This window comes from Amycolatopsis azurea DSM 43854 (assembly GCF_001995215.1).
In the GTDB taxonomy this organism is placed as follows: Bacteria; Actinomycetota; Actinomycetes; order Mycobacteriales; family Pseudonocardiaceae; genus Amycolatopsis; species Amycolatopsis azurea.
In genome coordinates this window covers 141028-164892 of record NZ_MUXN01000016.1, presented here as the reverse complement: position 1 = coordinate 164892, position 23865 = coordinate 141028, and the positions used below count along the sequence as shown (strand labels likewise).

The following is a 23865-nucleotide window of genomic DNA, read 5'->3' as shown; positions in this document are numbered from 1 at the left end:
CCGCGCTCAGGAGCCCTCGTGGGTGGGTGTGATCCCGGCGATGCGGCGGGCGGCCGCGTCGGCGGTGGCGATGCAGGCCGGGAGCCCGACGCCGTGCAGCGTCGCGCCCGCCACGGCGAGCCCCGGCACGTCCGCGACGGCGCGTTCGATCCGCTCGACGAGTTCGAGATGACCGGTGCCGTACTGCGGGAGCCCGCCGCCCCATCGGGTCACCAGCGTCTCGATCGGCTCGGCGGTGACGCCGGTCAGCCGGGCGAGATCGTCGCGGACCACGCGCACGAGTTCGTCATCGTCCGCGTGCAGCGCGCCCGGTTCACCGAAGCGGCCGACCGAGCCGCGGACCAGCACCGGGCCTTCGCCGTACTGCGCCCATTTGCGAGCGGAGAAGGTGAACGCCTTGGCGGCGAACGGCTTCCCGGCCGCGTCCTGTTCACCCGCGCCGATCAGCACGCCGGACGAGTCGGGCAGTTCGGTACCCGGCGGGAGCGCGAGCGCGACCACCGCCATCGACGCGAGTTCGACCTCCGCGAACGCCGACGACGCGACATCCGCGACACCGTCGAGCAGCCTTCGTGCCGAAGGTGCCGGGACGGCGAGCAGGATGGAGTCGGCTTCGAGGTCGTCGACCTTCCAGCCGGTGGCGGTGCGCTCCAGCGCCGTCACGGTGGTCCCGGTCCGGATCTCGGCGCGCGACAGTTCCGCGAGCCGCGCGATCAGCGTCCCGAGGCCGCCCAGCAGGGTCCCGAAGACGGGCGCCGTACTGGGTGATGCAGGCATGAGCGAAGCAGCGCCTTCGGTGAGCGAACGGGCGCCGCGATCCACCGCGGAGGCGAGTCCGGGCATCGTCGCGCGCAGCCCGAGTCCGTCCGCTCCCCCGGCGTAGACCCCGCCCAGCAGCGGGTCGACGAGCCGGTCCACGAGTTCGTCGCCGAATCGCTCGCGCAGCAGCGGGCCGAGCGGCACGTCACCAGCGGGCAGATCCACCGGCGGCAGTCGAGCCTCGGCCTCGACCAAGGCTCGGCCCTTCTCGGAGAGCACCCCGGCGACCGCGTCGGCGGAGGCGGGAACGCCCATGACCGTGCCTGGCGGCAGGCCGAGCACCGAACCGCCGGCGTGGATCTTCGCGCGCGCCTTGGTGGGGTGGACGAGGCTTTCGCCCAGCCCGACCTCCTTGACCAAGGCGAGCGCCTCGGGGCGGCGGGCGAGGAAGGCTTCGGCGCCGACGTCGTAGCGCTCGCCGGCGAGTTCGATCGTGCGGAGTTTCCCGCCGAGGGACGTCGTCGCCTCGAAGACGACGATCCGGGCGTCGTCGCCGAGCAGCGTCCGCAGCCGGTACGCCGCGGTCAGTCCGGAGATACCGCCACCGACGACGGCGACCGTCCTCACTGCTGGATCTCGTGCACCAGCCCGACCACGCGCGTCAGGACGTCCGGGTCGACGCCGGGCAGCACTCCGTGGCCGAGGTTGAAGATGTGGCCGTCGGCCGCGCGGCCCTCGGCGAGGATCCGCCGGACCTCCGCTTCGAGCACCGGCCAGGACGCGTGCAGCAGCGCCGGGTCGAGGTTGCCCTGCACGACACCGCCGCCGAGACGGCGGACCGCCTCGTCGAGCGGGATGCGCCAGTCGACGCCGACCACGTCGGCACCCGCGTCGCGCATCGCCACCAGCAGCTCGCCGGTGCCGACGCCGAAGTGGATCCGCGGCACGCCGTGCCCCGCGACCGCGTCCAGCACCTTCGCCGAATGCGGCAGGACGAACTCGCGGTAGTCCCGCTCGGAGAGCGCGCCCGCCCACGAGTCGAACAGCTGGATCGCGTCGGCCCCGGCGTCCAGCTGTGCGCCGAGGAACGTGATCGCCATGTCCGCCAGGCGTCCGGCCAGCTCGTGCCAGAGCGCCGGCTCGGAGTGCATGAGCGCCTTGGTGTGCTCGTGATTGCGGCTCGGCCCGCCCTCGATGAGGTAGGAGGCCAGGGTGAACGGCGCGCCCGCGAAACCGATCAGCGGCGTCTCGCCCAGCGACCCGACCAGCAGCCGGACGCCGTCGGCGACCCGCTCCACCTGGTCCGGGTCCAGCACCGGCAGCGCGCGCACGCCCGCGGCGTCGCGGATCGGCTCGGCGACCACCGGCCCGGTGCCCGCGACGATGTCGATGTCGAGGCCCGCCGCCTTGAGCGGGACGACGATGTCACTGAAGAGGATGGCCGCGTCGACGCCGTGACGGCGGATCGGCTGGAGGGTGATCTCGGCGAGCATCTCGGGGTCGAAGCACGCTTCGAACATCGAGGTGCCCTCGCGCAGAGCCCGGTACTCGGGCAGCGACCGGCCGGCCTGGCGCATGAACCACACGGGGGTGCGGCCGGGGCGCTCGCCGCGCGCGGCGGCCAGGAACGGCGAGCCGGGCAGGGCACGACGGGCCGCGGGAACGGTCTGCGCGGGAGAAGCAGGTGAAGGAGACATCACGGTTCATGGTGCCATGGGCGCTCGGAGGCCTTACTCTCGGCGCGCCTGCGCCCCGAACCGGACGATCGCGTCTTACAGTCGGTTGGTGACCGCGATGACATCAGTACCCGATCTCTTCCGTGAAGCCGTCGCGGCGTTGCAATCGGTCCGGCCCCGCCCCGAAGTCCAGCTGGAGACGATGCGTCCGCCGCAGCGGCTGGCGCCGTGGTCCTACGCGGTGAGCTGCGAGGTGGAAGGTCCGGCGGACGTACTGGCGTCGGGGCGGCTGGTGCTGCTGCACGATCCGGAGGGCCAGGAAGGCTGGGACGGGGTCCTGCGGCTGGTCATGTACGTCCGCGCGGAACTCGACCGGGAACTGGCGACCGATCCCTTCCTGCCCGCCGTCGGCTGGTCGTGGCTGACCGACGCGCTGGAGAGCTCCGGCGCGGAGTGGACGGCGCTGGGCGGCACGGTCACCGAGACGTCGTCGGCCCGCTTCGGCGACATCTCCGGGCCCGCGCGCACCGACGATCTGGAACTGCGGGCGTCCTGGACGCCGACGGACGCCGCGCTGCGGCCGCACGGTCAGGCGTTCTGTCAGGTGATGGCGAGCGTCGTCGGGCTGCCGCCGGTCGGCGTGACGCTGTTCGAGCAGCGCCAGTCCTCCTGACCCCTTCGGCTTCCTCCGTCAGTCTCGATGGTCCGTGAAGGCCTCCTTGAGGGACCCTGGGTCCCTCAAGGAGGCCTTCACGGACCTGGTCGTCCGTCTCGACACGCCGGAATCCCATCAATCGAGACATAGCATTCGGGTTATCTTGCGATTTCCGGCCAGCTAGTGCCGCTAGGAAAGCTGCCGATACTAAAGGTCCCTTGCTCCCCCGCCGGTTCGGCGGCCGGAGTACAAGAAGGCCCCCTTAATTGCGCCTAGCGCAAGCAAGGGGGCCTTCATGTACTCGCGAGGCTCCACGAAGCGGCCGAGAGCACCTTCGCTTACCCCATTCGCGGGCCCCTGAGAGCGCCCGTACGCCGCCGAAGGGCGCTTCAGGGCCATCTGGACTAGACCAGCCCCCACCTGCGCGGAGCCGCCCTCTCAGAGGTCTGGACCACCCCGTTCGTGGCGGGCGCACGGTCACCGTCCGCAACAAGATCAAATCCGCCGGAAACACCTCCGAGGACACCGCCGGACGCTTCCGGAGCGTTACGATGGCGGTCACCCAGCGAAGCGATCATGACTCTCCGCGAAGTTGATCAAGCCCCATGCCGGAGGCGGTTTCCACCCTCCCGCACACTGTCTTCCGAGACTCCCGCGCAGAGGCACCGGCAGGTGCACGACCCATCTGCACAGTCGGATGGACCCCGGTAACCCCAGTGCATCGCGTTCATTCCGCGATGCGTTAGCCACCGGCTGTGTACTAGCCCGATCGTGTTACTACGAACTCCCTGAGTAACTACTCGTTTGAGATAGATACCCATTCGATCCCCCCGTGAAGGCCTCAGGACGGCTACAGTGCCATCGACGACACCACTTTCGGTCTAAAGCTGGCGCGGCTAAACGGCCGAAAGTCCCGGTGCCGGTCGGGGGGCACGACCGACTCCAGGGAGGTAGTGACGTGGCTACCGTCGGCATTTCTCAGGCCGTCCGATCCACGCCAGCCGGTTCATTGCCGGCGAGCATGGTTCCGCACCCGCGGGAAGAGCTTTTTTCCGTGTTGGTGGTCGATGACCACCCGCTGTTGAGGGAGGCAATCTCAGCAAGACTCGCACAGATGGGTGCGGGCACCGTCCACGAGGCCGCCACGGTGGCCGAGGCGAGGGCGCGAGCACAGGCCACCGGGCCTTGTGATCTGGCGATCCTCGATCTCGGACTGCCGGATGGCAGCGGCATCGAGCTGGTTACGGAACTCCGTAGCCACGGCTGGCCTCGAGTAGTGGTGCTCGCTTCATCAGACGACCCGTACGCGGTCAGGTCGGCGTTCCAGGCCGGCGCCCAGGCATACCTGCTCAAGTCGGCATCGCCGGTCGTAGTGACCGACGGGGTCCGCAGGGTGCTCGAGGGCGGCGTCTACGCGGACCCGAGCGTCGCACCGGTCCTGGCCACCGGCACCCGAGTCGCCGGCACCGACAACACCCCGCGCGAGCTTTCCGCGCGCGAGGTCGAGGTGCTGCAGCTCGTGGCCGACGGCCAGAGCAACAAGGAGATCGGCGAGGAACTCAGCCTCTCCGCTCTCACGGTGAAGTCTCACCTCTCCCGCATCGGGCGCAAGCTCGGCACGGGTGACCGGGCTCAGATGGTGGCGCTGGCGATGCGTGCCGGCGTGATCCGCTGACAAAGGCGAACTGCCCTGCGGGGCGGGCGGACCAGGCGCGGCCCGCTCGTCCCGTAGGGTCTTCACCTATGGAAGGCGACCGACCCGGAGATCCGCAGCCAGACCCGAAGACCGGCACCGATGACACCGGTGGACCGGTTCTGCTGCGCGAGCCCGCCGAGGGCACTCCGCCGGTGATCGCCGACGCGGCAGCCCTCGCTGAAGCCTGCGCGAAGATCGCGGGTGGCAGCGGAGCCATCGCCGTGGACACCGAACGCGCGTCCGGCTACCGGTACTGGCCGAAGGCCTATCTGGTCCAGCTGCGCCGCGAAGGTGCCGGCTCCTTCCTCATCGACCCCATTCCGCTCGAAGGGCAGCTCGCGCCCCTCGCGGAAGTACTCAACGACGCCGAATGGGTGTTGCACGCGGCCTCTCAGGACCTGCCGTGCCTCGCCGAACTCGACCTGCACCCGAAGAGCCTGTTCGACACCGAACTCGCCGGACGGCTCGCCGGGTACGAACGGGTCGCCCTCGGCACCCTCGTCGAACTCCTCCTCGGCTACCAGCTGGAGAAGGGGCACAGTGCCGCCGACTGGTCGAAGCGCCCGCTTCCCGTCGACTGGCTGAACTACGCGGCCCTCGACGTCGAGCTGCTCATCGAACTGCGCGAGAAGCTCGAAGCCGACCTCGCCGCCCAGGGCAAGCTCGAATGGGCCCAGCAGGAATTCGAGGCCGTCCGCACCGCGCCGCCGCCCGCCCCTCGGGTCGAGCCGTGGCGCCGGACGTCGGGGGTGCACAAGATCCGCAGCGCCCGCGGCCTCGCCGCCGTCCGCGAACTGTGGCAGGCGCGGGACGAGCTCGCCCGCAAACGCGACCGCGCGCCGAGCCGGATCCTGCCCGACAGCGCGATCATCAACGCCGTCACCGCGGACCCGAAGACCGTCGAGCAGCTGCAGGCGCTGCCGGTGTTCAGCGGCCGGGTCCAGCGCAAGTACACCGCGAGCTGGCTGCGGCATCTCCAGGCCGCCCGCGCGCTTCCCGCCGACCAGCTCCCGACCCCCGCGCAGCAGACCGACGGCCCGCCGCCGGTGAACCGGTGGTCGGACAAGGACCCCGACGCCGCCGCCCGGCTTTCGGCCGCCCGAGCGGCGCTGGCCGCCATCGCGGAGGACCGGCGGCTGCCGGTGGAGAACCTGCTGCTGCCGGAACTGGTGCGCCGCACCTGCTGGCGTCCGCCCGCGGATCTGAGCGAGGACGCCGTCGCCCAGGTTCTCCGCGACGCCGGGGCCCGGCCGTGGCAGGTCGAGCTGACCGTGGCCGCGCTGAGCAAGGCTCTCCACGCCACCGCGGCCGCCTGACCCGGGGCTGAAGGACGCTTTCCCCACATGTCACGCGGTGAAGGACGCTTTCGTCTCATCGCATGCGGGGAAAGTCCCCTTCAGTCCTCCAGCAACGCCCGCGCGGAGTCGCGCAGTTCGGCGTCCGGTTCCCCGAGACCGGCGAGCCTCAGCACGCCGTCGGCACCTTCGACGGCGTGCGCTTCGACGTCCAGCTCCGGTCGGTCGCGCCGGACGATCGCGATGCTCTCGACGAGCCCGAACACGAGGTCGGTCCGGATTCCGAGCAGTTCGCCCGGGACACCGGCCGCCTCGACGAGTGAGCCGTAGCCGCGTTTGAGTTCCGCCCGTTCGGCCCGGAACCGCGCCAGCCTCGGCGAAGAGATCTCCGGCAGCAGGTACAGCGCGCCGAGGTTGTGCCGTGCGCTGCCGAGCAGGTGGATGTCCGCGTAGGCCAGCGCCCACAGCCGGGTGCCGACCGGCGCGAGCTGGGCCGACAGGCCGCCCGCGACGTCCAGCGACGGCCGGACGGTGTCCTCCAGCAGCGCCGCGAGAATGTCCTCTTTGGACGGAAAGTGGTAGTAGAGCGACGCCTGGCGCAGCCCGGCGCGTTCGGCGATGGCTCGGGTGGTCGTCGCCGCGTATCCGGCGCCGGTGAACAGCTCCCCTGCGGCGTCCAGTACGGCGAGCCGCGCTTCCCGCTTGCTCGCCGCGGCACCGCTGGCTCTCGGCCTGCCCACCCCGGTCGTTTTCGTCATCTATCCGATCCTGCCATTTCTCCGCGAAGATCTTTGTTACGTCCGGCGGTCGGCCCAGGTTACCGAATCCGGTATCTGTTAACACCGCGCTTACCGGGCGGAGATCGGAAGGATCCCGCACGCGCTTAATTTCGGTCGACCGATCGAAATTCGGCCCTCCAGACAGGAGCCCTCCTAAAATGCCCTCCGAAGACCTTTCCGCCTTCGGGTACCGTCAAGAACTTCGCCGGACGCTGGGCGGTTTCTCCGCCTTCGCCGCGGGTTTCTCCTTCGTTTCCATCCTGACCACGGTCTTCCAGCTGTTCGCCTTCGGCTATTCCTTCGGCGACACCCTCTTCTTCTGGACATGGCCGCTGGTGATCGCCGGGCAATTGCTCGTCGCGCTCAACTTCGCCGAACTCGCCGCCCGATTCCCGCTGGCAGGATCGGTTTACCAGTGGGCGAAACACCTCTCCCCGGGATTCGCGGGGTGGCTCGCCGGCTGGATGATGCTGGTGGGCTGCGTCGTCGCGCTGGCAGGCGCGGCGATCGCGCTGCAGGTCGTCCTCCCGTCGGTCTGGAGCGGATTCCAGCTCGTCGGCGGGGATCCGGCGATCACCTCGCCGACCGGCGCCAGCAACGCCGTCCTGCTCGGCACCCTGCTGATCGTCGTCACCACCGCGATCAACGCGGGCGGCGTGCGGCTCATGGCGCGGATCAACGACGTCGGGGTCGCGGCCGAACTCGTCGGCGTCCTCGTGCTGATCGTCGGTCTCGCGCTGTTCGCGGTCCGCGGTCCGCAGGTCGTGCTCCAGCCCGCGGGCGAAAGCCCGGGTGTCGGCGGCGTTCTCGCTTCGGCACTGATGGCCGCGTACGTCCTGTACGGTTTCGACACGGCCGCCTCCGTCGCCGAAGAGACCAAGAACGCGCGTCGCACCGCGCCGCGCGCCGTCCTCCGCGCGCTGTTGATCTCCGGGGTGGGCGGACTCGCCGTCGTCATCACCGCCCTGATGGCGGCCCCGAGCCTGACCGACGGGCAGCTCGCCGGGAAGGGCCTGCCGTACGTCATCACGGCCGTCTTCGGCGACACGCTCGGCCGGGTGTTCCTCGCCGACGTCGCGATCGCCGTCGTCGTCTGCACCCTGACCATCCAGACCGGCACCGTCCGGTTGATCTACGCGATGGCCCGCGACGGCGCGCTTCCCGGCGCCAAACGCCTTTCCGCGGTCAACGCCCGCACCGGCACGCCGATCGCGCCCGCCGTGCTGTCCGGACTGCTCGCGATCGGGCTGCTGTTGCTCAATCTCGGCAATCCGACCATCTTCAGCACCATCACCGGCACCTCGGTGGTCGTGGTCTATCTGGCCTATCTCCTGGTGACCGGACCGCTGCTGATCCGGCGGCGACAAGGCCGTTTCACCGCGGAACCCGGCCATTTCTCCCTGGGGCGATGGGCTATTCCGGTCAACGTGGCCGCAGTAGGGTACGGCGCGATGATGATCGTCAACATCGCCTGGCCACGAGCCGACATCTACGACCTGGCGGGTACCGGCTCCGTCTGGGTCCTGTTGTTCCCGATCGAGTTCGTCGGCGCCGCGCTCCTCACCGGCTATCTCTGCTGGCGCCGCCGCTCCGCGCTCACCACGGTTCCCGTCCCCGCGACCTGAAGGAAGGTTCCATGAGCACGACATCGACCACGTACGGCGCTCGCGACCACGCCCGCGCCCAGGCGGGCACGGTGACCGAAGCGATGCCCGCCATCCCCGCGTCCACCTGGCCGGACCCGCCGTCCGGCGTCGACCCGGCCAAGCTGGTCTGGGCCGAGACCGTCGCCGGGGGTGGCTACACCCACAAGGTCCTCGCCCGCGGCACCGAACTGCGGCTGACCGACGTCGAGGGCGACGCCTGCGCGCATCTGCTGCTGTTCAACGCCGACCAGCCGTGGGAGCGGCTGAACGTCGCCGACACGGTGAAGGTCCAGTGGAACGCCTATCTCGGTGAGGCGATCACACTGCTTTCGGATCAGGCACGGGTGCTCGCGACCGTCGTCACCGACGAGAGCGGCAAACACGACGCGCTCTGCGGAACGTCCACTGTGGACGGCAACGCCGAGCGCTACGGCGACGGGAGCCCGCAGGGCGCTTCACCGTCGGGCAACGCGCTGTTCACCCTCGCCGCGGCCAAACACGGCCTCACCCCGCGCGATCTCCCGCCGAGCCTGTCCTTCTTCCAGGGCGTCCACGTCGAGACCGACGGCGGGCTGACGTTCACCGGTTCGGCCGGGGCAGGCAAGTCCGTGGTCCTGCGCACCGAACTGCCGGTCGTCGTCCTGATCGCCAACGTGGCGCATCCGCTCGACCCGCGCCCGGACTACACGGTCACCCCGCTGCGCGTCCTCGCCCAGCGAAGCGCACCGTCCACACCAGACAGTCCTGAGTGGACAGCGTCACCCGAAGCCCAGCGCGCCTTCGAGAACACCGCCGACTACCTCACCGCCAGGGGGATCGCATGACGGTCATTTCCGACACCGAAGTCGCCGCGCGCGCACCGTATTCCACGGTGCTCCGCAAGGGCGAGACCCTCGCGATCATCGACCTCGGCGGCAACCAGGCCGTCGACTTCCTCTGCTACGACGCCGCGGACACGGCGAAGAGATACAGCGCGGCGGCCACGATCTCCGCCCAGCGCAACGTCTTCCTCACCACCGGCAGCGTGCTGCGCACCGGCGAGGGCGCTCCGCTGCTCACCGTCGTCGCGGACACCTGCGGACGGCACGACACGATCGGCGGCGCCTGCAGCAAGGAGTCCAACAGCCTCCGCTACGGGCAGCACACGCGCTACCAGCACGCCTGCGTGGAGAACTTCCTGACCGAGGGCGCGAAATGGGGCCTTTCGAAACGGGACCTGGTCAGCAACGTCAACTGGTACATGAACGTGCCGGTCGAACAGGACGGCACGCTCGGCATCGTCGACGGCATCTCCGCGCCCGGCATGAAGGTCGAACTGCGCGCCGAGACCGACGTCCTGGTGCTGGTGTCGAACTGCCCGCAGATCAACAACCCGTGCAACGGCTTCGACCCGACCGCCGTCCGCATGGTCGTGACCGGCGGTGACGCGTGAAACTGCTCGTCGCCAACCGGGGGGAAATCGCGGTCCGGATCATCCGGACCGCACAGGAGATGGGCATTCCGACGGTCGCCGTCTACTCCGACGCCGACCGCACCGCCGCGCACGTACGGCTTGCCGACGAAGCCGTCCGGCTCGGCCCGGCGCCGGCCAGGGAGAGTTACCTCCTCGCCGACGCCATCATCGAAGCCGCGCTGAAGACCGGGGCGGACACGATCCATCCCGGCTACGGGTTCCTGTCCGAGGACGCCGCGTTCGCCAGGGCGGCGGAAGCGGCGGGGATCCGGTTCGCGGGTCCCGCCGCGGACCATCTCGAAGTCTTCGGCAGCAAGCACACCGCACGGGAGAAGGCCGTCGAGGCCGGGGTTCCGCTGCTGCCGGGCACCGGTCTGCTGGACACCCTCGCCGACGCCGAGACGGCGGCCGCCTCGATCGGCTACCCGGTGATGCTCAAGGCCACCGGCGGTGGCGGCGGGATCGGCATGCGCGCCTGCGCCGATGTCGACGAGTTGCGCGACGCCTGGGACGCGGTGCAGAGCATCGCCGCCAAGAGCTTCTCGACCTCGGGTGTGTTCCTCGAACGGCTCGTGACCCACGCGCGGCACGTCGAGGTCCAGGTGTTCGGCGACGGCGCGGGTGAGGTGCTGGCGCTGGGCACCCGGGACTGCACGCTGCAACGGCGCAACCAGAAGGTGCTCGAAGAATGCCCCGCTCCGGGGCTTCCCGACGCGGTGCGCGAGAAACTGGTCGCCGCCGCCGTCGACCTCTGCGCTTCGGTGCGCTACCGGTCGGCCGGGACGGTCGAGTTCATCTACGACCCGGGTCGCGAGGAGGCCGCGTTCCTCGAAGTCAACACCCGGCTCCAGGTCGAGCATCCGGTCACCGAGGCGGTCTACGGCATCGACCTCGTCGCGTGGATGCTCCGGCTCGCCGACGGCGACACCGGGATGTTCACCAGCCCGCCGGAACCGCGCGGGCACGCCGTCGAGGCACGGGTCTACGCCGAGGATCCGGCCGCCGGGCACCGGCCGAGCGCGGGGCTGCTGACCCGCGCCGACTTCCCCGATGACGTCCGGGTCGACACCTGGGTCGAAGCCGGCGCGAAGGTGACGACGCATTACGACCCGTTGCTCGCCAAGGTGATCACCGTCGGCGCGGACCGCGCCGAAGCACTGGCCGCGCTGGGTGCCGCGCTCGGCGAAAGCCGGGTGGACGGGGTGCGCACGAACCTGGGGCAGCTGCGCGCGGTCGCCGCGGACACGCGGCTGCACGACGTCACGCACGACACCGCGACGCTCGACACGATCACCGATCCCGAACCGCGGATCGAGGTCCTGCGGGGCGGCACCATGACCACCGTCCAGGACTGGCCGGGGCGGCTCGGATTCTGGCACGTGGGTGTCCCGCCGAACGGCCCGATGGACGATCTGTCGCTGCGCCTGGGCAACCGCGCGCTGGGCAATCCCGAAGGCGCTCCCGGCCTTGAGTGCACTGTGGACGGCGTCTCACTGAGGTTCACCGACGACGCAATCGTTTGCGTCACGGGCTCGCCGTCTCCGGTCACCGTCGACGGCCGGGAAGTTCCACAGTGGACTCCGGTCGAGATCCCCGCCGGCGGCGTACTCGACGTCGGCACCGGCACCGCCGGGCTCCGCTCGTACGTCCTCGTCCGCGGCGGGTTCGACGTGCCGGACTTCCTGGGCAGCGCGGCGACGTTCACGCTCGGCGGCTTCGGCGGGCACGGCGGTCGCGCGCTGGCGACCGGCGACGTCCTCTTCCCCGGGCCGGTTCCGGGTAACGCGGTCGCGGGCCCGGTTCCCGAGGCCGACCGCCCGGTGTTCACGACGCACTGGGAGATCGGCGCGTCCGAGGGACCGCACGCCGCGCCGGAGTTCTTCACCCCGGACGACGTCGAGACCTTCTACGCGACCGACTGGGAAGTGCACTTCAACTCCGCGCGGACCGGCGTCCGGCTCGTCGGGCCCCGGCCGCGATGGGCGCGGGAGGACGGCGGCGAGGCGGGGCTGCACCCGTCGAACATCCACGACACGCCGTACGCGATCGGCGCCGTGGACTACACCGGCGATCTGCCGATCCTGCTGGGCCCGGACGGGCCGAGCCTCGGCGGTTTCGTCTGCCCGGCGACCGTGGTGACCGGGCAGCGCTGGAAGCTCGGGCAGTTGCGGCCGGGTGACACCGTGCGGTTCGTGCCGATCACCACCGAGCACGCGGGGTCCTTGCGGGTCTCGCCGGGTTCTGCGGTCAAGGCGACCCGCGAGCCGATCGACGACGGCGGCATCCTCGGCCGTCTGTCCACATCGGAAGAGAACCCCGAGGTCACCTACCGGCGCAGCGGCGACGACAACCTGCTGATCGAGTACGGGCCGATGAAACTCGACCTGGCCCTGCGGATGCGGGTCCACGCGTTGGCCGACAGGCTGGGCGCGGAGGGCCTCGACGGCGTCGTCGACCTGACCCCGGGCATCCGCTCGCTCCAGGTCCACGTCGACCCGGACGTCCTGCCGGTCCCGAAACTGCTGGGGCTCGTGCAGGAGGTGGAGCACGATCTGCCGCGCACCGGTGATCTCGTGGTGCCGAGCCGCACCGTGCGGATGCCGTTGTCGTGGGACGACCCGGCGACGCGCGAGGCGATCGAGCGGTACATGGCGGGCGTCCGTGACGACGCGCCGTGGTGCCCGTGGAACATCGAGTTCATCCGGCGGGTCAACGGTCTGTCCAGTGTGGACGACGTCTACCGCACGGTGTTCGACGCGGAGTACCTGGTGCTGGGGCTCGGCGACGTCTACCTCGGCGCGCCGGTGGCCACCCCGCTGGACCCGCGGCACCGGCTGGTCACCACGAAGTACAACCCGGCGCGGACGTGGACGGCGGAGAACTCGGTCGGCATCGGCGGCTCGTACCTGTGCATCTACGGGATGGAGGGCCCCGGCGGATACCAGTTCGTCGGGCGGACCGTGCAGGTGTGGAGCGGCTGGCGGCAACGGGGCTCGTTCGAGCCGGGTTCGCCGTGGCTGCTGCGGTTCTTCGACCGGATCTCCTGGTACCCGGTGACCGCCGAGGAACTGCTGGACCTGCGCGCGCAGAGCTCGGCGGGGGAACTGGAACTCGACATCACCGACGGCGAGTTCGCGCTGGCCGACCACGAGCGGTTCCTGGCCGACAACGCCGCCGACATCGCCGCGTTCCGGGAGAAGCAGAGTTCGGCGTTCGAGGCGGAGCGTCAGGCGTGGGCGGCGGCGGGCGAATTCGACCCCCGTCCCGAACCGGCCGGCGCGAAGGTCCCGACCACGAAGGTCGTGGCCCCGCCCGGCGGGCGCGTCGTCGAAGCGCCGTTCGCCGCGACCGTGTGGCGGGTGGACGTCGAGCCGGGCAAGCAGGTCGGCCCGGAGGAGACGCTGGTGATCCTCGAAGCGATGAAGACCGAGGCGCGGATCCCCGCGCCCGCCGCCGGGGAGGTCGTCGAGGTGCTCGTCTCGCCCGGCGACCAGGTCGCCCCCGGCACGCCGCTGGTGGTTCTGGGAAGGAGCGCGGGATGAGCGTGACGGAGCGGGTGCGGGCCGCGTACCACCGGATCGCGCGGGTCGACCGGCCCGAGATCTGGATCGACCTGCGTCCCGAGGAAGACGTCCTCGCCGACGCGGAGAAACTGGACGCTCGTCGCGCGGCCGGGGAATCCCTGCCGCTGTACGGGAAACTCGCCGCGGTCAAGGGCAACATCGACGTCGCCGGGCTGCCGACGACGGCGGCCTGTCCCGAGTACGCGTACCAGCCTGCCGAGGACGCGCCGGTGGTGGCGCGGCTGCGGGCGGCGGGGGCGCTGATCCTGGGCACGACGAATCTGGACCAGTTCGCGACCGGGCTGGTCGGCATGCGCAGTCCGCACGGGGCGGTCCGGAACGCGATCGACCCGGCGTACGTGTCGGGCGGGTCGAGTTCGGGGTCGGCGGTCGCGGTGGCGCTCGGGATCGCGGATCTCGCGCTGGGCACCGACACCGCGGGGTCGGGCCGGGTCCCGGCGGCGTTCAACGGGATCGTCGGGCTGAAGCCGACACGGGGATTGCTGCCGACGACCGGTGTCGTGCCCGCGTGCGCGAGCATCGACTGCGTGACCGTGTTCGCGCGGACGGTCGACGAGGCGACGGCGGCGTTCGCCTGCCTGAGCGAGCCCCGGGACCTTCCGGTCGTGCACCGTCCTTTCCGGCTCGGTGTGCCTTCCGAGCTGGGTCCGCTCCAGGACGGCTGGGCCGAAGCGTTCGCCGCCGCGACCGAGGCTTTCGGCGAGGCGGGCGCGGAGCTGGTCACTGTCGACATATCGGCGTTCCTGGCCGCGGCGCGTCTGCTGTACGACGGCGCGTTCGTGGCCGAGCGGTATTCGGCGGTCGGCGAGTTCATCGACGCCCATCCGGACGCCGTCGATCCGGCGGTGCGGCAGATCATCGGCGCGGCGAGGGACATCCCGGCGCACCGGGTGTTCAGCGACCTCGCGACCTTGAGCGGTTTGGAGCGGGAAGCGTCGGCGGTCTTGTCCACTGTGGACTGCCTGCTGCTGCCCACGACGACGGAACATCCGACGATCGCCGAGGTCGAAGCCGACCCGCTGGGCGTGAACGCCCGGCTGGGCCGGTTCACGAACTCGACGAACCTGCTGGGCCTGTCGTCGCTGGCCGTGCCCGCCGGGACCGTCGGCGGGCTGCCGTTCGGAGTGATGCTGGTCGGTGCCGCGAACGCCGACCGGATCCTCGCCGACGTCGCCCGCCTGGTGCCGCGGCGGACCCGGATCGCCGTCGTCGGCGCGCATCTGCGCGGGCAGCCGCTGAACCACGAACTGACGTCGCGGGGCGGCCGGTTCGTCGCGGCGGGGCCGACGGCGGCCGAGTACCGGCTCTACGCGCTGGACACCGTGCCGCCCAAGCCCGGCCTCGTCCGGGTCCCTTCCAGTGGTTCGGGCGGCTCTGGCGGCTCTGCGATCGAGGCCGAGGTGTGGGACTTGCCTCTGGCCGGGTTCGGCGAGTTCGTGGCGGGCGTTCCCGCGCCGCTGGCGATCGGGAAGGTACGGCTGGCGGACGGGAGCGAGGTGTCCGGCTTCGTCTGTGAACCGGCTGCGGTGGACGGCGCCGAGGACATCACGTCGTACGGAGGGTGGCTCGGGTACCTGAGCCGTTGAGTCGCGTCTCGTGAGTGGCGAGGCGAATTTGGCGAGTTCCCAATGTCGCATTTGAGTCGCTGAGCGTCTCCAATGCGACATTGGGAACATAGACCGGGAGCACCACGCCTCCTTTGCCTGGCAACTCAAAGAGAACCCGAAACGCCACTCACGACCACCTGGGCCGACTCGGTACCGGCACTCGCCCGCCTGCTGTCCGTGAAGGCCTCCTTCCCTACCTTCAGGGTAGGAAAGGAGGCCTTCACGGACCTGCCCCTGCCTACTCGGACCAGCGCGTTTCCGGTTTGGTTGGCTTCCGGCGGCATTCTGGGAAGAAGGTCACAAACCCTGGCGGCCCGCCGGGCGCGAGGTAGCTTCGGAGTGGTGTCCACCACATCCACCTCCAGCCGCAGGACCGCGATCAGCGTGCTCGTGGCGCTGGGCCTCGTCGGGATCGCGATGGTAGCGCTGGGCGCGACGGGCTTCGCCGTCAAGCAGGTGAACGGGCAGCCGCTCGCGATCCTCGAAGAGGTCCCCGGCCCCGACACCGGCCCGACGTGCGCGGTCGACAAGCGCTACGTCGACGAGGCGACCTCCGGCATGCGCCCGGACGTCGTCGAGGCCTGGAAAGCCCTGCTCGCCAAGGCCAAAGCCCAGAACGTCACGCTGTGCGTGAACGACGGCAAGCGCAGCCGGGCCCAGCAGCAACAGGAATTCGACAAGGCCGTCCAGCGGTTCGGTTCGGTGGAGCAGGCCAAGAAGTGGGCGCTGCAACCGGAGACGTCCATGCACGTCAAGGGAATCGCCGTCGACATCCAGCCGCTGAACTCGGCCACCTGGGTGGACAAGAACGGCGGCGCGCTCGGCTGGTGCCGCCGCTACGACAACGAGAAGTGGCACTTCGAGTACGACCCGGCCTGGATCGCCGGCGGCTGCCCCGCCCTGCTCCCGAGCGCCACCGGCAACTAGCCCAGCTTTTCGACCACGTACTTCGCGGCTTCGGCGAGCAACGCCTGGTCGTACGGAGCGTCTTTGGCCGCCTTGCTGGACATGACGGCCATGACGATCGGCGGCTTGCCTGGCGGCCACACGACGGCGATGTCGTTCAGCGTCCCGTAGTCGCCCGTCCCGGTCTTGTCGGCGATGGTCCAGCCGGACGGCAGGCCCGCACGGATCCGGTCGGCGCCGGTGGCGTTGCGCTGGAGCAGGTCGCGGAGGAAGTCGCGTTTGTTGCTCGCCAGCGTGTCGCCCAGCAGGATCCGCTGGTAGTCGGTGCCGAACGCCCGAGGCGTCGTGGTGTCCCGCGGATCGCCCGGGGTGGCCTCGGTGATCAGCGGTTCGATCCGGTCCATCCGCGTGACGGTGTCGCCGAGGCCGCGGGTGAACGCCGTCAGCTCGCCGGGACCGCCCAGATCCCGCAGCAGCAGGTTGCCCGCCGTACCGTCGCTGAATCGGATGGCGGCGTCGCACAGCTGGCGGATCGTCATCCCGGTGGCCACGTGCTGCCCGGTGACCGGAGCGTGTTTCATCAGGTCGTCCCGGGAATAGCTGACCCGGGTTTCCAGGTGGGACAACGGATTGCGCTGCAGGACGGCCGCCGCCGCGACCCCTTTGAACGTCGAGCAGAACGCGAACCTCTCGTCCGCGCGGTGCTCGACCGTGCCGCCGCCTCCGGTGTCGAGCGCGTACACGCCGAGCCTCGCGTCGAACTTCTTCTCCAGCTCCAGCAACCGGTCGTGGTACTGCCGGGTGGGCGAAGGCGGCGGTGGCGGTGGCGCCGGAATGGACGACGGCGGTGGCGAGGTCGCGCGAGTGCAGGCGGCCAGCGGCACGAGGACCGCCATCCCCAGCAGCGCACGACGGGTGACAGTCATCGTGATCCCTCCCCCTGATCACTTCGAACATAGCAACTTCTCCACACCCGCCGGATCGGCCAAGCGGCCGACGCCGGAAGACACGGGAGTGTGCCTTCCCCCACTCGACCGGGCCACCAGCCTGGTTACCGACGGGTAACCGGGGCTAGGGTGCGGTCAGGACTACCTCTACTTCAGGAGCATTCGTGGCCGCAGGAGCAACACCGCTCGCGCCGAACGCGCGGTCGGTACGCAATGTCGCCTTCGTCGAAGGGGTGCGAACGCCCTTCGGCAAGGCAGGCGAAAAGGGCATGTACGCCGGCACCCGTGCCGACGACCTCGTCGTCAACGCCATCCGTGAACTGCTGCGCCGGCACCCCGAGCTGCCGCCGGAGCGCGTCGATGAGGTGGCGATCGCCGCCACCACCCAGATCGGGGACCAGGGCCTGACCATCGGCCGCACCGCCGCGCTGCTCGCGGGCCTGCCGAAGTCGGTGCCCGGGTTCGCGCTGGACCGGATGTGCGCGGGCGCGATGACCGCGGTCACCACGACCGCGAGCGGGATCGGTTTCGGCGCCTACGACATCGCCATCGCCGGCGGCGTCGAGCACATGGGCCGCCACCCGATGGGCGAGGGCGTCGACCCGAACCCGCGCATCATCGCCGACAAGCTCGTCGACCCGACGGCGCTCGTCATGGGCCAGACCGCGGAGAACCTGCACGACCGGTTCCCGGCGATCACCAAGCAGCGCACCGACGCCTTCGCCGCGCGCAGCCAGGAGAAGTACGCCGAAGCCGTGAAGACCGGCAAGATCGGCCCCGAGCTGGTCCCGGTCGCCACCCGGTCCAAGGAACTCGGCTGGGGCCTCGCGACCGAGGACGAGCCGCCGCGTCCGGGCACCACCGTCGAGCAGCTCGCCGGGCTGAAGACGCCGTTCCGCCCGCACGGCCGGATCACCGCCGGCAACGCGGCCGGTCTCAACGACGGCGCCACCGCGGCGCTGCTCGCCGACGAGGACACCGCCCGCGAACTCGGCCTCCCGATCGGCATGCGCCTGGTGGGCTACTCCTTCGCTGGGGTCGAGCCGGAGGTCATGGGCATCGGCCCCGTGCCCGCCACCGAGAAGCTGTTCGCGCGCACCGGTCTGTCGATCGACGACATCGGCCTGTTCGAGATCAACGAGGCGTTCGCCGTCCAGGTGCTCGCGTTCCTCGACCACTTCGGCATCGCCGACGACGACCCCCGCGTCAACCAGTGGGGTGGCGCGATCGCCTGCGGTCACCCGCTCGCGTCCTCCGGTGTCCGGCTGATGACGCAGCTTTCGCGTCAGTTCGCCGAGCGCCCCGACGTGCGCTACGGCCTGACCACCATGTGCATCGGCATCGGCATGGGCGGCACCGTCATTTGGGAGAACCCGGCGTTCGAGGGGGCCAAGTAGCCATGACTTTCACCGCTGAGCAGGCGAAAGCCGCCTTCCCCGACGAGGTCGTCACGAACGCGGTCACGCGGCTGGTGAAGGTGCCCGGCCTCGACAAGCCCGTCGCGCTGATCACCCTGGACAACGGCCACGACCACACCCGGCCGAACACCTTCGGCCCGCAGGGCCTGGTGAGCCTCAACGCCGCGATCGACACCGCCTTCGCCGCCGAGCCCGCCGCGATCGCGGTCACCGGCAAGCCGTTCATCTTCGCCGTCGGCGCCGACCTTTCCGGGGTCGAAGCGGTCGCGGATCCGGCGCTGGCGCGGGAAATCGCGCAGACCGGGCACGACGTGTTCCGGCGCCTCACCGAGACCGAGATCCCGACGTTCGGGTTCATCAACGGCGCGGTGATGGGCGGCGGGCTCGAACTCGCGCTCTCCTGCCACTACCGCACGCTTTCGGAGAACACCGCCGCGATCGCGTTTCCCGAGGTCTTCCTCGGCCTGTTCCCGGGCTGGGGCGGCACGCAGCTGCTGCCGAACCTGATCGGGCCGGACGCCGCGGTCACCGTGATCATCGAGAACGCGCTGGCGCAGAACAAGATGCTGAAGGTCGCGCAGGCGGCGGAGCTCGGCATCGTCGACGAGGTCTTCGGCTCGGCCGACTACCTCGAACAGTCGCTGCTGTGGCTGGCGAAGGTCGTCAACGGTGAGATCACCCCCGCCCGCCGCGAGATCGACCGCGGCGCGGGCTGGGACGCCGCGATCGGCCGCGCCAAGGCCATTGTGGACGGTCGGACGAAGGGCGCGTCGCCCGGCGCGACCAAGGCCGTCGAGCTGCTGGAGCTGGCCCGCGAGAACGACCTCGACCGCGGCTACGCGGCCGAGACCGACGGCCTCGCCGAACTGCTCATGGACGACACGCTGCGCGCCGGGCTGTACTCGTTCAACCTGGTCAACAAGCGTGCCAAGCGCCCGGCGGGCGCGCCGGACAAGTCGTTGGCGCGCAAGGTGAACAAGGTCGGCATCGTCGGCGCGGGCCTGATGGCCAGCCAGATGGCGCTGCTGTTCGTCCGCCGTCTCAAGGTGCCCGTGGTGCTCACCGACGTCGACCAGGAGCGCGTCGACAAGGGTGTGTCCTATGTGCACGGTGAGATCGACAAGCTGCTGGCGAAGAAGCGGGTTTCGCCGGACGGCGCGAACCGGCTGAAGGCGCTCGTCACCGGGTCGCTCGACAAGGCCGCGTTCGCCGACGCCGACTTCGTGATCGAGGCGGTGTTCGAGGAGCTGGGCGTCAAGCAGAAGGTCTTCGCCGACCTGGAGCAGTACGTCTCCCCCGAGGCGATCCTGGCGACGAACACCTCGTCGCTGTCGATCACCGCGATGGCGTCGGAACTCAAGCACCCGGAGCGCGTGGTCGGGTTCCACTTCTTCAACCCGGTCGCGGTGATGCCGCTGCTGGAGATCGTCCGCGCGGAGAAGACCGACGACGCGGCGCTGGCCACCGCTTTCGCGCTCGGCAAGCAGCTCAAGAAGTCGAGCGTGCTGGTCAAGGACGCGTCCGCGTTCGTGGTCAACCGGCTGCTGCTGCGCTTCCTCGGCGAGGTGCTGGTGACCGTCGACGAGGGCACGCCGTTCGAGGTCGCGGACAAGGCGCTGGAACCGCTGGGCCTGCCGATGACCCCGCTGACGCTGATGCAGCTGGTCGGACCGGCGATCGCCTTGCACGTCGGGGAAACCCTGCACGAGGCGTTCCCGGACCGGTTCACCGTCAGCGAGAACCTCGACCGCTTCGTCAAGGCGGGCAAGAAGGGCGTCTGGCAGTGGGATGACAAGGGCAACGCCACCGTCGACCCCGAGGTGGACGAGCTCTGGCAGCGCGGCGACTCGCCGTCGACGTCCGAGCAGGTGCGTGACCGCGCGCTGGCCGCGATCGCCGAAGAGATCCGGATCATGCTCGACGAGGGCGTGGTCGCCGAGGCGCAGGACATCGACCTGTGCCTGATCCTCGGCGCGGGCTGGCCGTTCTGGCTGGGCGGCATCACGCCGTACCTGGACCGGGCAGGCGTGTCCGCAAAGGTCAACGGCAAGCCGTTCCTGGCGCCGGGTGTGGCGAGCGTGCCGCTCTCCTGAGCCCTGAGCGAAGGCCACCGTCGGCGATCCTTCGATCGCCGTCGGTGGCCTTTTGCGTTTTTCGTGAGTTTTGTGGCGCCGTGCTGCGATTTCCGGAACACTCTGCCTACGCCTGGTTCTCCAGGCACTGGGGAAAACTGAAGAGAACTGGGAGGAAACCCGATGAAGAAGATCGCCAACCGGGACTTCTAGCCGGGCAGCCCGGCTCCCCTTCCATCCTCCGGGGAGCCGGGTCTTTCAGCGCTCGCCCTCGGGCGGGCAGGGCGGCGTCGTGGTCTTCATCTTGGCCGCGGCCGCCACGGGGTCGAGGACGTCGACCTTCGTCGCCTCGGGCAATCGCTGCCGCAGCTCGTTCGCCCACGCTTCGGGATCGGTTCCGGCGACGGGCACGAGATGCACCACCGCGGGGAGCACGTCCGGCGTCGTCAGCTTCACCAGTTCCGGCTTGTCCGCGAAGATCTTCTTGAAGCGCTCGTAGGACTCCGCCTTGGTCTCGGTCAGTACCCGACGGGCCTTCTGGTCGTCCCGGAGCGCTTGAGCGGCGCGGGTCATGCCCTCGTCGGTCTCGATGTAGACGACCAACCGGAGTCCGCACAGTTCCCGCTTCCCCAGCGGGACGGGCACCGTGTCCCGCGGCAACGCCGCCGGGGTGGGCGGCTCGGTGACCCGGTTCAGGACGACGACGGCCGTGGTCACGGCGGCCGCGACGACCAGCACGGCGACGGCGCCGAGTACCCAGAGCAACCAGCCGGACGCCTTCGGTTTGCTCGCGTCTTCCTCCACAGGGACGATCATCACACAGCGCTGATCGTTGGCCGTCCGGACACCGACCGTTCAGCGAAGCTCTTTAGCGTGCCGCCGGTGAACAGTGAAAAACCGGGCGTGGGCCGCCGCGGGTTCCTCAAGCGGGCGGGCCTCGTCTCCGCCGCGGCCGCGGGTGCGCCGCTCGCCGCCGCCGCACCGGCGGAAGCCCTCGATCTGAACCTCGACCTCGATCTCGGCATCGATCTCTCCTGGCTCTTCGGCCGGAACCGCTACCAGTGGCTGGTGGGCGATCACCACATCCACACGCAGTACTCCTACGACGCGATGTACACAGTGGACGGAATCGCCGACGGCGCCGAGCGGCACGGGGCGGACTGGGCGGTGATCACCGATCACGGGCACGCGTCGCACGAGAAGTCGTCGGTGGAGCGGACGAACGCCGCGATCCGGGCGGCGCAGCGCGAGCATCGCGATCTCCTGCTGTGGCAAGGCATGGAGTGGAACGTGCCGGGCGCCGAGCACGCGACCCTGTTCTTCCAGGCGGGCGCGGACCAGGCCGCGAAGCTGCGTGAGTTCGAGCGTGCCTTCGACTGGCGGCTGACCGGCACGGAACCGGGCACGCCGGACAACGAGGCGCTGGCCGTCAAGGCGATCCGCTGGCTGGCCGCCGAAGAGCGGGCCCGCCGGATCCACGCGCCGGTCGTGGTGATCAACCATCCGCTGCGCAACGGCCGGGTCGCCCCGCACGAGATCCGCGCGCTGCGCGACGCCGCGCCCGGGATCGTCATCGGCATGGAGGGCGCGCCGGGCGCGCAGGCCGACGGTTTCCCGAAACCGCTCGGGAGCGGCGGTGGCGCGCGCGGCGGGTACGGCAACTCCCCCGGTTCGAACTCGTGGCCGGGCTTCCCGGAGTCGGCCTACCGCACCTACGGCGGGTTCGACTGGAGCACCGCGACCGTCGGCGGGCTCTGGGATTCGCTGCTGGCCGAAGGCAAACCGTGGTGGATCACCAGCAACTCCGACTCGCACTACAACCGCGGCTCCACCTTCGTCCGGCCCGGTGTCCCTGACGGCTACTACGACGAGCACGGCAGCTACCCGGACCCGATCGACACCGGCGTCCCGCAGACCCTGCCCCCGTATGCGGACTTCGCGCCCGCCGAGTTCAGCCGGACTGTCGTCGGTGCGACCCGCCGCAGCCACGAAGCCGTGCTGGAAGGCCTGCGCGCGGGACGCGTCTGGGTGGTGCACGGCGGGCTCGCGCAGGAACTGGAGTTCGGCGCGTGCAGCGGCTGGAGCTCGGCCACGATGGGCGGCAGGCTCCGGGTCCGGCGCGGGGATGACGTCACGGTCGTCGTCTCGGCGAAACTGGCGGCCCGGCCCAACGGCGGCGGCACGATCCCCCGGCTCGCGCGGCTCGACCTCGTGTCCGGACCGGTGACCGGCCCGGCCGCCGACCGTGACGCGCAGACCGCCCCGGGCACGCGGGTGGTCCGCTCCTTCGAACCGCGCTGGGCGCCGGGGCGGCGGGTCGCCTTCCGGCACACCTTCCGCAACGTGCGCGAGCCGTTCTTCGTGCGGACGCGCGGGACTGACGGCAGGAAGCACGTGCCCGGCGGGATCGAGCCGAGCGTGGACGTGGTCGGGCAGTCGAACCCGTTCGAAGACCTGTGGCTGTACGGGAACCCGATCTTCGTGGACGTCCGGTAGGTGCCACTCCCTTCACCGCATTTAGAGGACTAAATGCGGTGAAGGGGGTGTCTCACGAGAGCTTGTCGGGGTCCGGGCCCAGCCGTTTTCCCTGCTCCAGGGTCGCGATCGCGGCGGTGTCGTGCGCGTCGAGCTCGAAGTCGAAGACGTCGATGTTCGCCTTGATCCGTTCCGGTGTCACGGACTTCGGGATCACCAGGTGGTTCATCTCGATGTGCCAGCGGAGCACGACCTGTGCCGGCGTCTTGCCGTGCTTCTTCGCGATCGTGGTGATCTTCTCGTCGGCGAGCAGGTCCCCGCCGCGCGCCAGCGGGCCCCACGCCTCGGTGGCGATCCCGTGCTTCTCGTGGAATTCCCGCAGCAGCGGCTGCTGCAGCCACGGGTGGCACTCGATCTGGTTCACCGCCGGGACGGTCCCGGTCTCCTCGATCAGCCGCTCCAGATGCGGGATCTGGAAGTTCGAGACGCCGATCGCCTTCGCCCGGCCGTCGGAGGCGATCTTTTCCAGTGCCCGCCACGTTTCCACGTATTTGTCCTGCGACGGCAGCGGCCAGTGGATCAGGTACAGGTCGACGTACTCGATGCCGAGTTCGTCCATGCTGGTGTCGAAGGCGCGCAACGCCGAGTCGTAGCCGTGCTCGGTGTTCCACAGTTTCGTGGTGACGAACAGTTCCTCGCGCGGCAGCCCGCTGGTGCGGACGGCCTCGCCGACGCCGCGTTCGTTGGCGTAGAGGGTCGCCGTGTCGATGGCGCGGTAGCCCGCCTCGACGGCGGTGCGGATCGCGCCGACGACCTCGTCGTCGCCGATCTTGTACACCCCGAACCCGAGCTGGGGCAGGGACGTTCCGTTGTTCAGCCGAATATCGGTCACCATGC

The 23865-nt window shown here is 70.2% G+C and carries 18 protein-coding genes; 12 read left to right on the top strand and 6 right to left on the bottom strand.

What is annotated here, in order from left to right:
* Positions 1–6 precede the first annotated feature (6 nt).
* Positions 7–1386, bottom strand: coding sequence for a protoporphyrinogen oxidase (hemG, locus tag B0293_RS21840; RefSeq protein WP_005156995.1), 1380 nt, complete (start codon positions 1384–1386; stop codon positions 7–9).
* Positions 1383–2456, bottom strand: coding sequence for a uroporphyrinogen decarboxylase (hemE, locus tag B0293_RS21835; RefSeq protein WP_005156993.1), 1074 nt, complete (start codon positions 2454–2456; stop codon positions 1383–1385). The genes hemG and hemE overlap by 4 nt, the downstream gene beginning before the upstream one ends.
* An 88-nt stretch (positions 2457–2544) precedes the next feature.
* On the opposite strand from hemE, the gene B0293_RS21830 reads away from it, so the two are divergent.
* The 3 genes from B0293_RS21830 to B0293_RS21820 all read left to right on the top strand — a co-directional run bounded on the left by B0293_RS21830 (position 2545) and on the right by B0293_RS21820 (position 6102).
* Complete coding sequence (locus tag B0293_RS21830) at positions 2545–3108, top strand: DUF3000 domain-containing protein (RefSeq protein WP_005156989.1); 564 nt, start codon at positions 2545–2547, stop codon at positions 3106–3108.
* A gap of 940 nt (positions 3109–4048) precedes the next feature.
* Positions 4049–4765 carry a response regulator transcription factor gene (locus B0293_RS21825; protein WP_034318331.1) on the top strand — a complete coding sequence of 239 codons (717 nt, stop codon included), beginning with the start codon at positions 4049–4051 and terminating at the stop codon, positions 4763–4765.
* 68 nt (positions 4766–4833) lie between these two features.
* The gene (locus B0293_RS21820) at positions 4834–6102 is read left to right on the top strand and encodes a ribonuclease D (protein ID WP_005156980.1); all 1269 of its coding nucleotides are present in this window, start codon (positions 4834–4836) and stop codon (positions 6100–6102) included.
* A gap of 80 nt (positions 6103–6182) precedes the next feature.
* Here B0293_RS21820 and B0293_RS21815 read toward each other — a convergent pair whose 3' ends face one another.
* Complete coding sequence (locus B0293_RS21815; RefSeq protein ID WP_005156977.1) at positions 6183–6839, bottom strand: TetR/AcrR family transcriptional regulator; 657 nt, start codon at positions 6837–6839, stop codon at positions 6183–6185.
* Positions 6840–7018: 179 nt separating this feature from the next.
* Between B0293_RS21815 and B0293_RS21810 the strand changes: the two genes are divergently transcribed.
* The 6 genes from B0293_RS21810 (at position 7019) to B0293_RS21785 (ending at position 16077) form a co-directional block, all read left to right on the top strand.
* Positions 7019–8485, top strand: a complete 1467-nt coding sequence (locus tag B0293_RS21810; RefSeq protein WP_005156974.1) for an amino acid permease — start codon at positions 7019–7021, stop codon at positions 8483–8485.
* Between the two features lie 11 nt (positions 8486–8496).
* Positions 8497–9330 carry an urea amidolyase associated protein UAAP1 gene (locus B0293_RS21805; RefSeq protein WP_039917826.1) on the top strand — a complete coding sequence of 278 codons (834 nt, stop codon included), beginning with the start codon at positions 8497–8499 and terminating at the stop codon, positions 9328–9330.
* Positions 9327–9938, top strand: coding sequence for an urea amidolyase associated protein UAAP2 (locus B0293_RS21800; protein WP_005156971.1), 612 nt, complete (start codon positions 9327–9329; stop codon positions 9936–9938). The genes B0293_RS21805 and B0293_RS21800 overlap by 4 nt, the downstream gene beginning before the upstream one ends.
* Entirely contained in the window at positions 9935–13501 is a 3567-nt protein-coding gene (gene uca, locus B0293_RS21795) for an urea carboxylase (protein WP_005156968.1), read from the top strand. Before B0293_RS21800 ends, uca begins: the two co-directional genes overlap by 4 nt.
* Positions 13498–15129: an allophanate hydrolase gene (locus B0293_RS21790; protein WP_005156965.1), complete on the top strand. Its 1632-nt coding sequence runs from the start codon at positions 13498–13500 to the stop codon at positions 15127–15129. The genes uca and B0293_RS21790 overlap by 4 nt, the downstream gene beginning before the upstream one ends.
* A gap of 360 nt (positions 15130–15489) precedes the next feature.
* Complete coding sequence (locus tag B0293_RS21785) at positions 15490–16077, top strand: D-alanyl-D-alanine carboxypeptidase family protein (RefSeq protein WP_005156962.1); 588 nt, start codon at positions 15490–15492, stop codon at positions 16075–16077.
* Here B0293_RS21785 and bla read toward each other — a convergent pair.
* Complete coding sequence (gene bla, locus B0293_RS21780) at positions 16074–16982, bottom strand: class A beta-lactamase (RefSeq protein ID WP_005156959.1); 909 nt, start codon at positions 16980–16982, stop codon at positions 16074–16076. The two genes, B0293_RS21785 and bla, sit on opposite strands and share 4 nt — an antisense overlap.
* Before the next feature lie 185 nt (positions 16983–17167).
* Between bla and B0293_RS21775 the strand changes: the two genes are divergently transcribed.
* Both B0293_RS21775 and B0293_RS21770 read left to right on the top strand, forming a co-directional pair.
* Entirely contained in the window at positions 17168–18400 is a 1233-nt protein-coding gene (locus B0293_RS21775; protein ID WP_005156956.1) for a thiolase family protein, read from the top strand.
* A 2-nt stretch (positions 18401–18402) separates the two neighbouring features.
* Positions 18403–20514 carry a 3-hydroxyacyl-CoA dehydrogenase NAD-binding domain-containing protein gene (locus B0293_RS21770; protein ID WP_005156953.1) on the top strand — a complete coding sequence of 704 codons (2112 nt, stop codon included), beginning with the start codon at positions 18403–18405 and terminating at the stop codon, positions 20512–20514.
* Positions 20515–20751: 237 nt separating this feature from the next.
* On the opposite strand, the gene B0293_RS43950 is transcribed toward B0293_RS21770, so the two are convergent.
* Positions 20752–21297, bottom strand: coding sequence for a permease-like cell division protein FtsX (locus B0293_RS43950; RefSeq protein WP_158081884.1), 546 nt, complete (start codon positions 21295–21297; stop codon positions 20752–20754).
* A 78-nt stretch (positions 21298–21375) separates the two neighbouring features.
* On the opposite strand from B0293_RS43950, the gene B0293_RS21760 reads away from it, so the two are divergent.
* Positions 21376–22989, top strand: coding sequence for a CehA/McbA family metallohydrolase domain-containing protein (locus B0293_RS21760; protein ID WP_167334548.1), 1614 nt, complete (start codon positions 21376–21378; stop codon positions 22987–22989).
* 52 nt (positions 22990–23041) lie between these two features.
* Here the strand turns inward: B0293_RS21760 and B0293_RS21755 are convergent, their stop codons facing one another.
* Positions 23042–23863: an aldo/keto reductase gene (locus tag B0293_RS21755; RefSeq protein ID WP_005156946.1), complete on the bottom strand. Its 822-nt coding sequence runs from the start codon at positions 23861–23863 to the stop codon at positions 23042–23044.
* Between the last annotated feature and the right edge of the window lie 2 nt (positions 23864–23865).

What these genes read in the sequence shown, in the direction of transcription:
- hemE (WP_005156993.1), bottom strand. Translation starts at nt 2,456, where the DNA reads ATGTCTCCTTCACCTGCTTCTCCCGCGCAGACCGTTCCCGCGGCCCGT.
- B0293_RS21820 (WP_005156980.1), top strand. Translation starts at nt 4,834, where the DNA reads ATGGAAGGCGACCGACCCGGAGATCCGCAGCCAGACCCGAAGACCGGC.
- B0293_RS21815 (WP_005156977.1), bottom strand. Translation starts at nt 6,839, where the DNA reads ATGACGAAAACGACCGGGGTGGGCAGGCCGAGAGCCAGCGGTGCCGCG.
- B0293_RS21810 (WP_005156974.1), top strand. Translation starts at nt 7,019, where the DNA reads ATGCCCTCCGAAGACCTTTCCGCCTTCGGGTACCGTCAAGAACTTCGC.
- B0293_RS21805 (WP_039917826.1), top strand. Translation starts at nt 8,497, where the DNA reads ATGAGCACGACATCGACCACGTACGGCGCTCGCGACCACGCCCGCGCC.
- B0293_RS21800 (WP_005156971.1), top strand. Translation starts at nt 9,327, where the DNA reads ATGACGGTCATTTCCGACACCGAAGTCGCCGCGCGCGCACCGTATTCC.
- B0293_RS21790 (WP_005156965.1), top strand. Translation starts at nt 13,498, where the DNA reads ATGAGCGTGACGGAGCGGGTGCGGGCCGCGTACCACCGGATCGCGCGG.
- bla (WP_005156959.1), bottom strand. Translation starts at nt 16,982, where the DNA reads ATGACTGTCACCCGTCGTGCGCTGCTGGGGATGGCGGTCCTCGTGCCG.
- B0293_RS21770 (WP_005156953.1), top strand. Translation starts at nt 18,403, where the DNA reads ATGACTTTCACCGCTGAGCAGGCGAAAGCCGCCTTCCCCGACGAGGTC.
- B0293_RS21755 (WP_005156946.1), bottom strand. Translation starts at nt 23,863, where the DNA reads ATGGTGACCGATATTCGGCTGAACAACGGAACGTCCCTGCCCCAGCTC.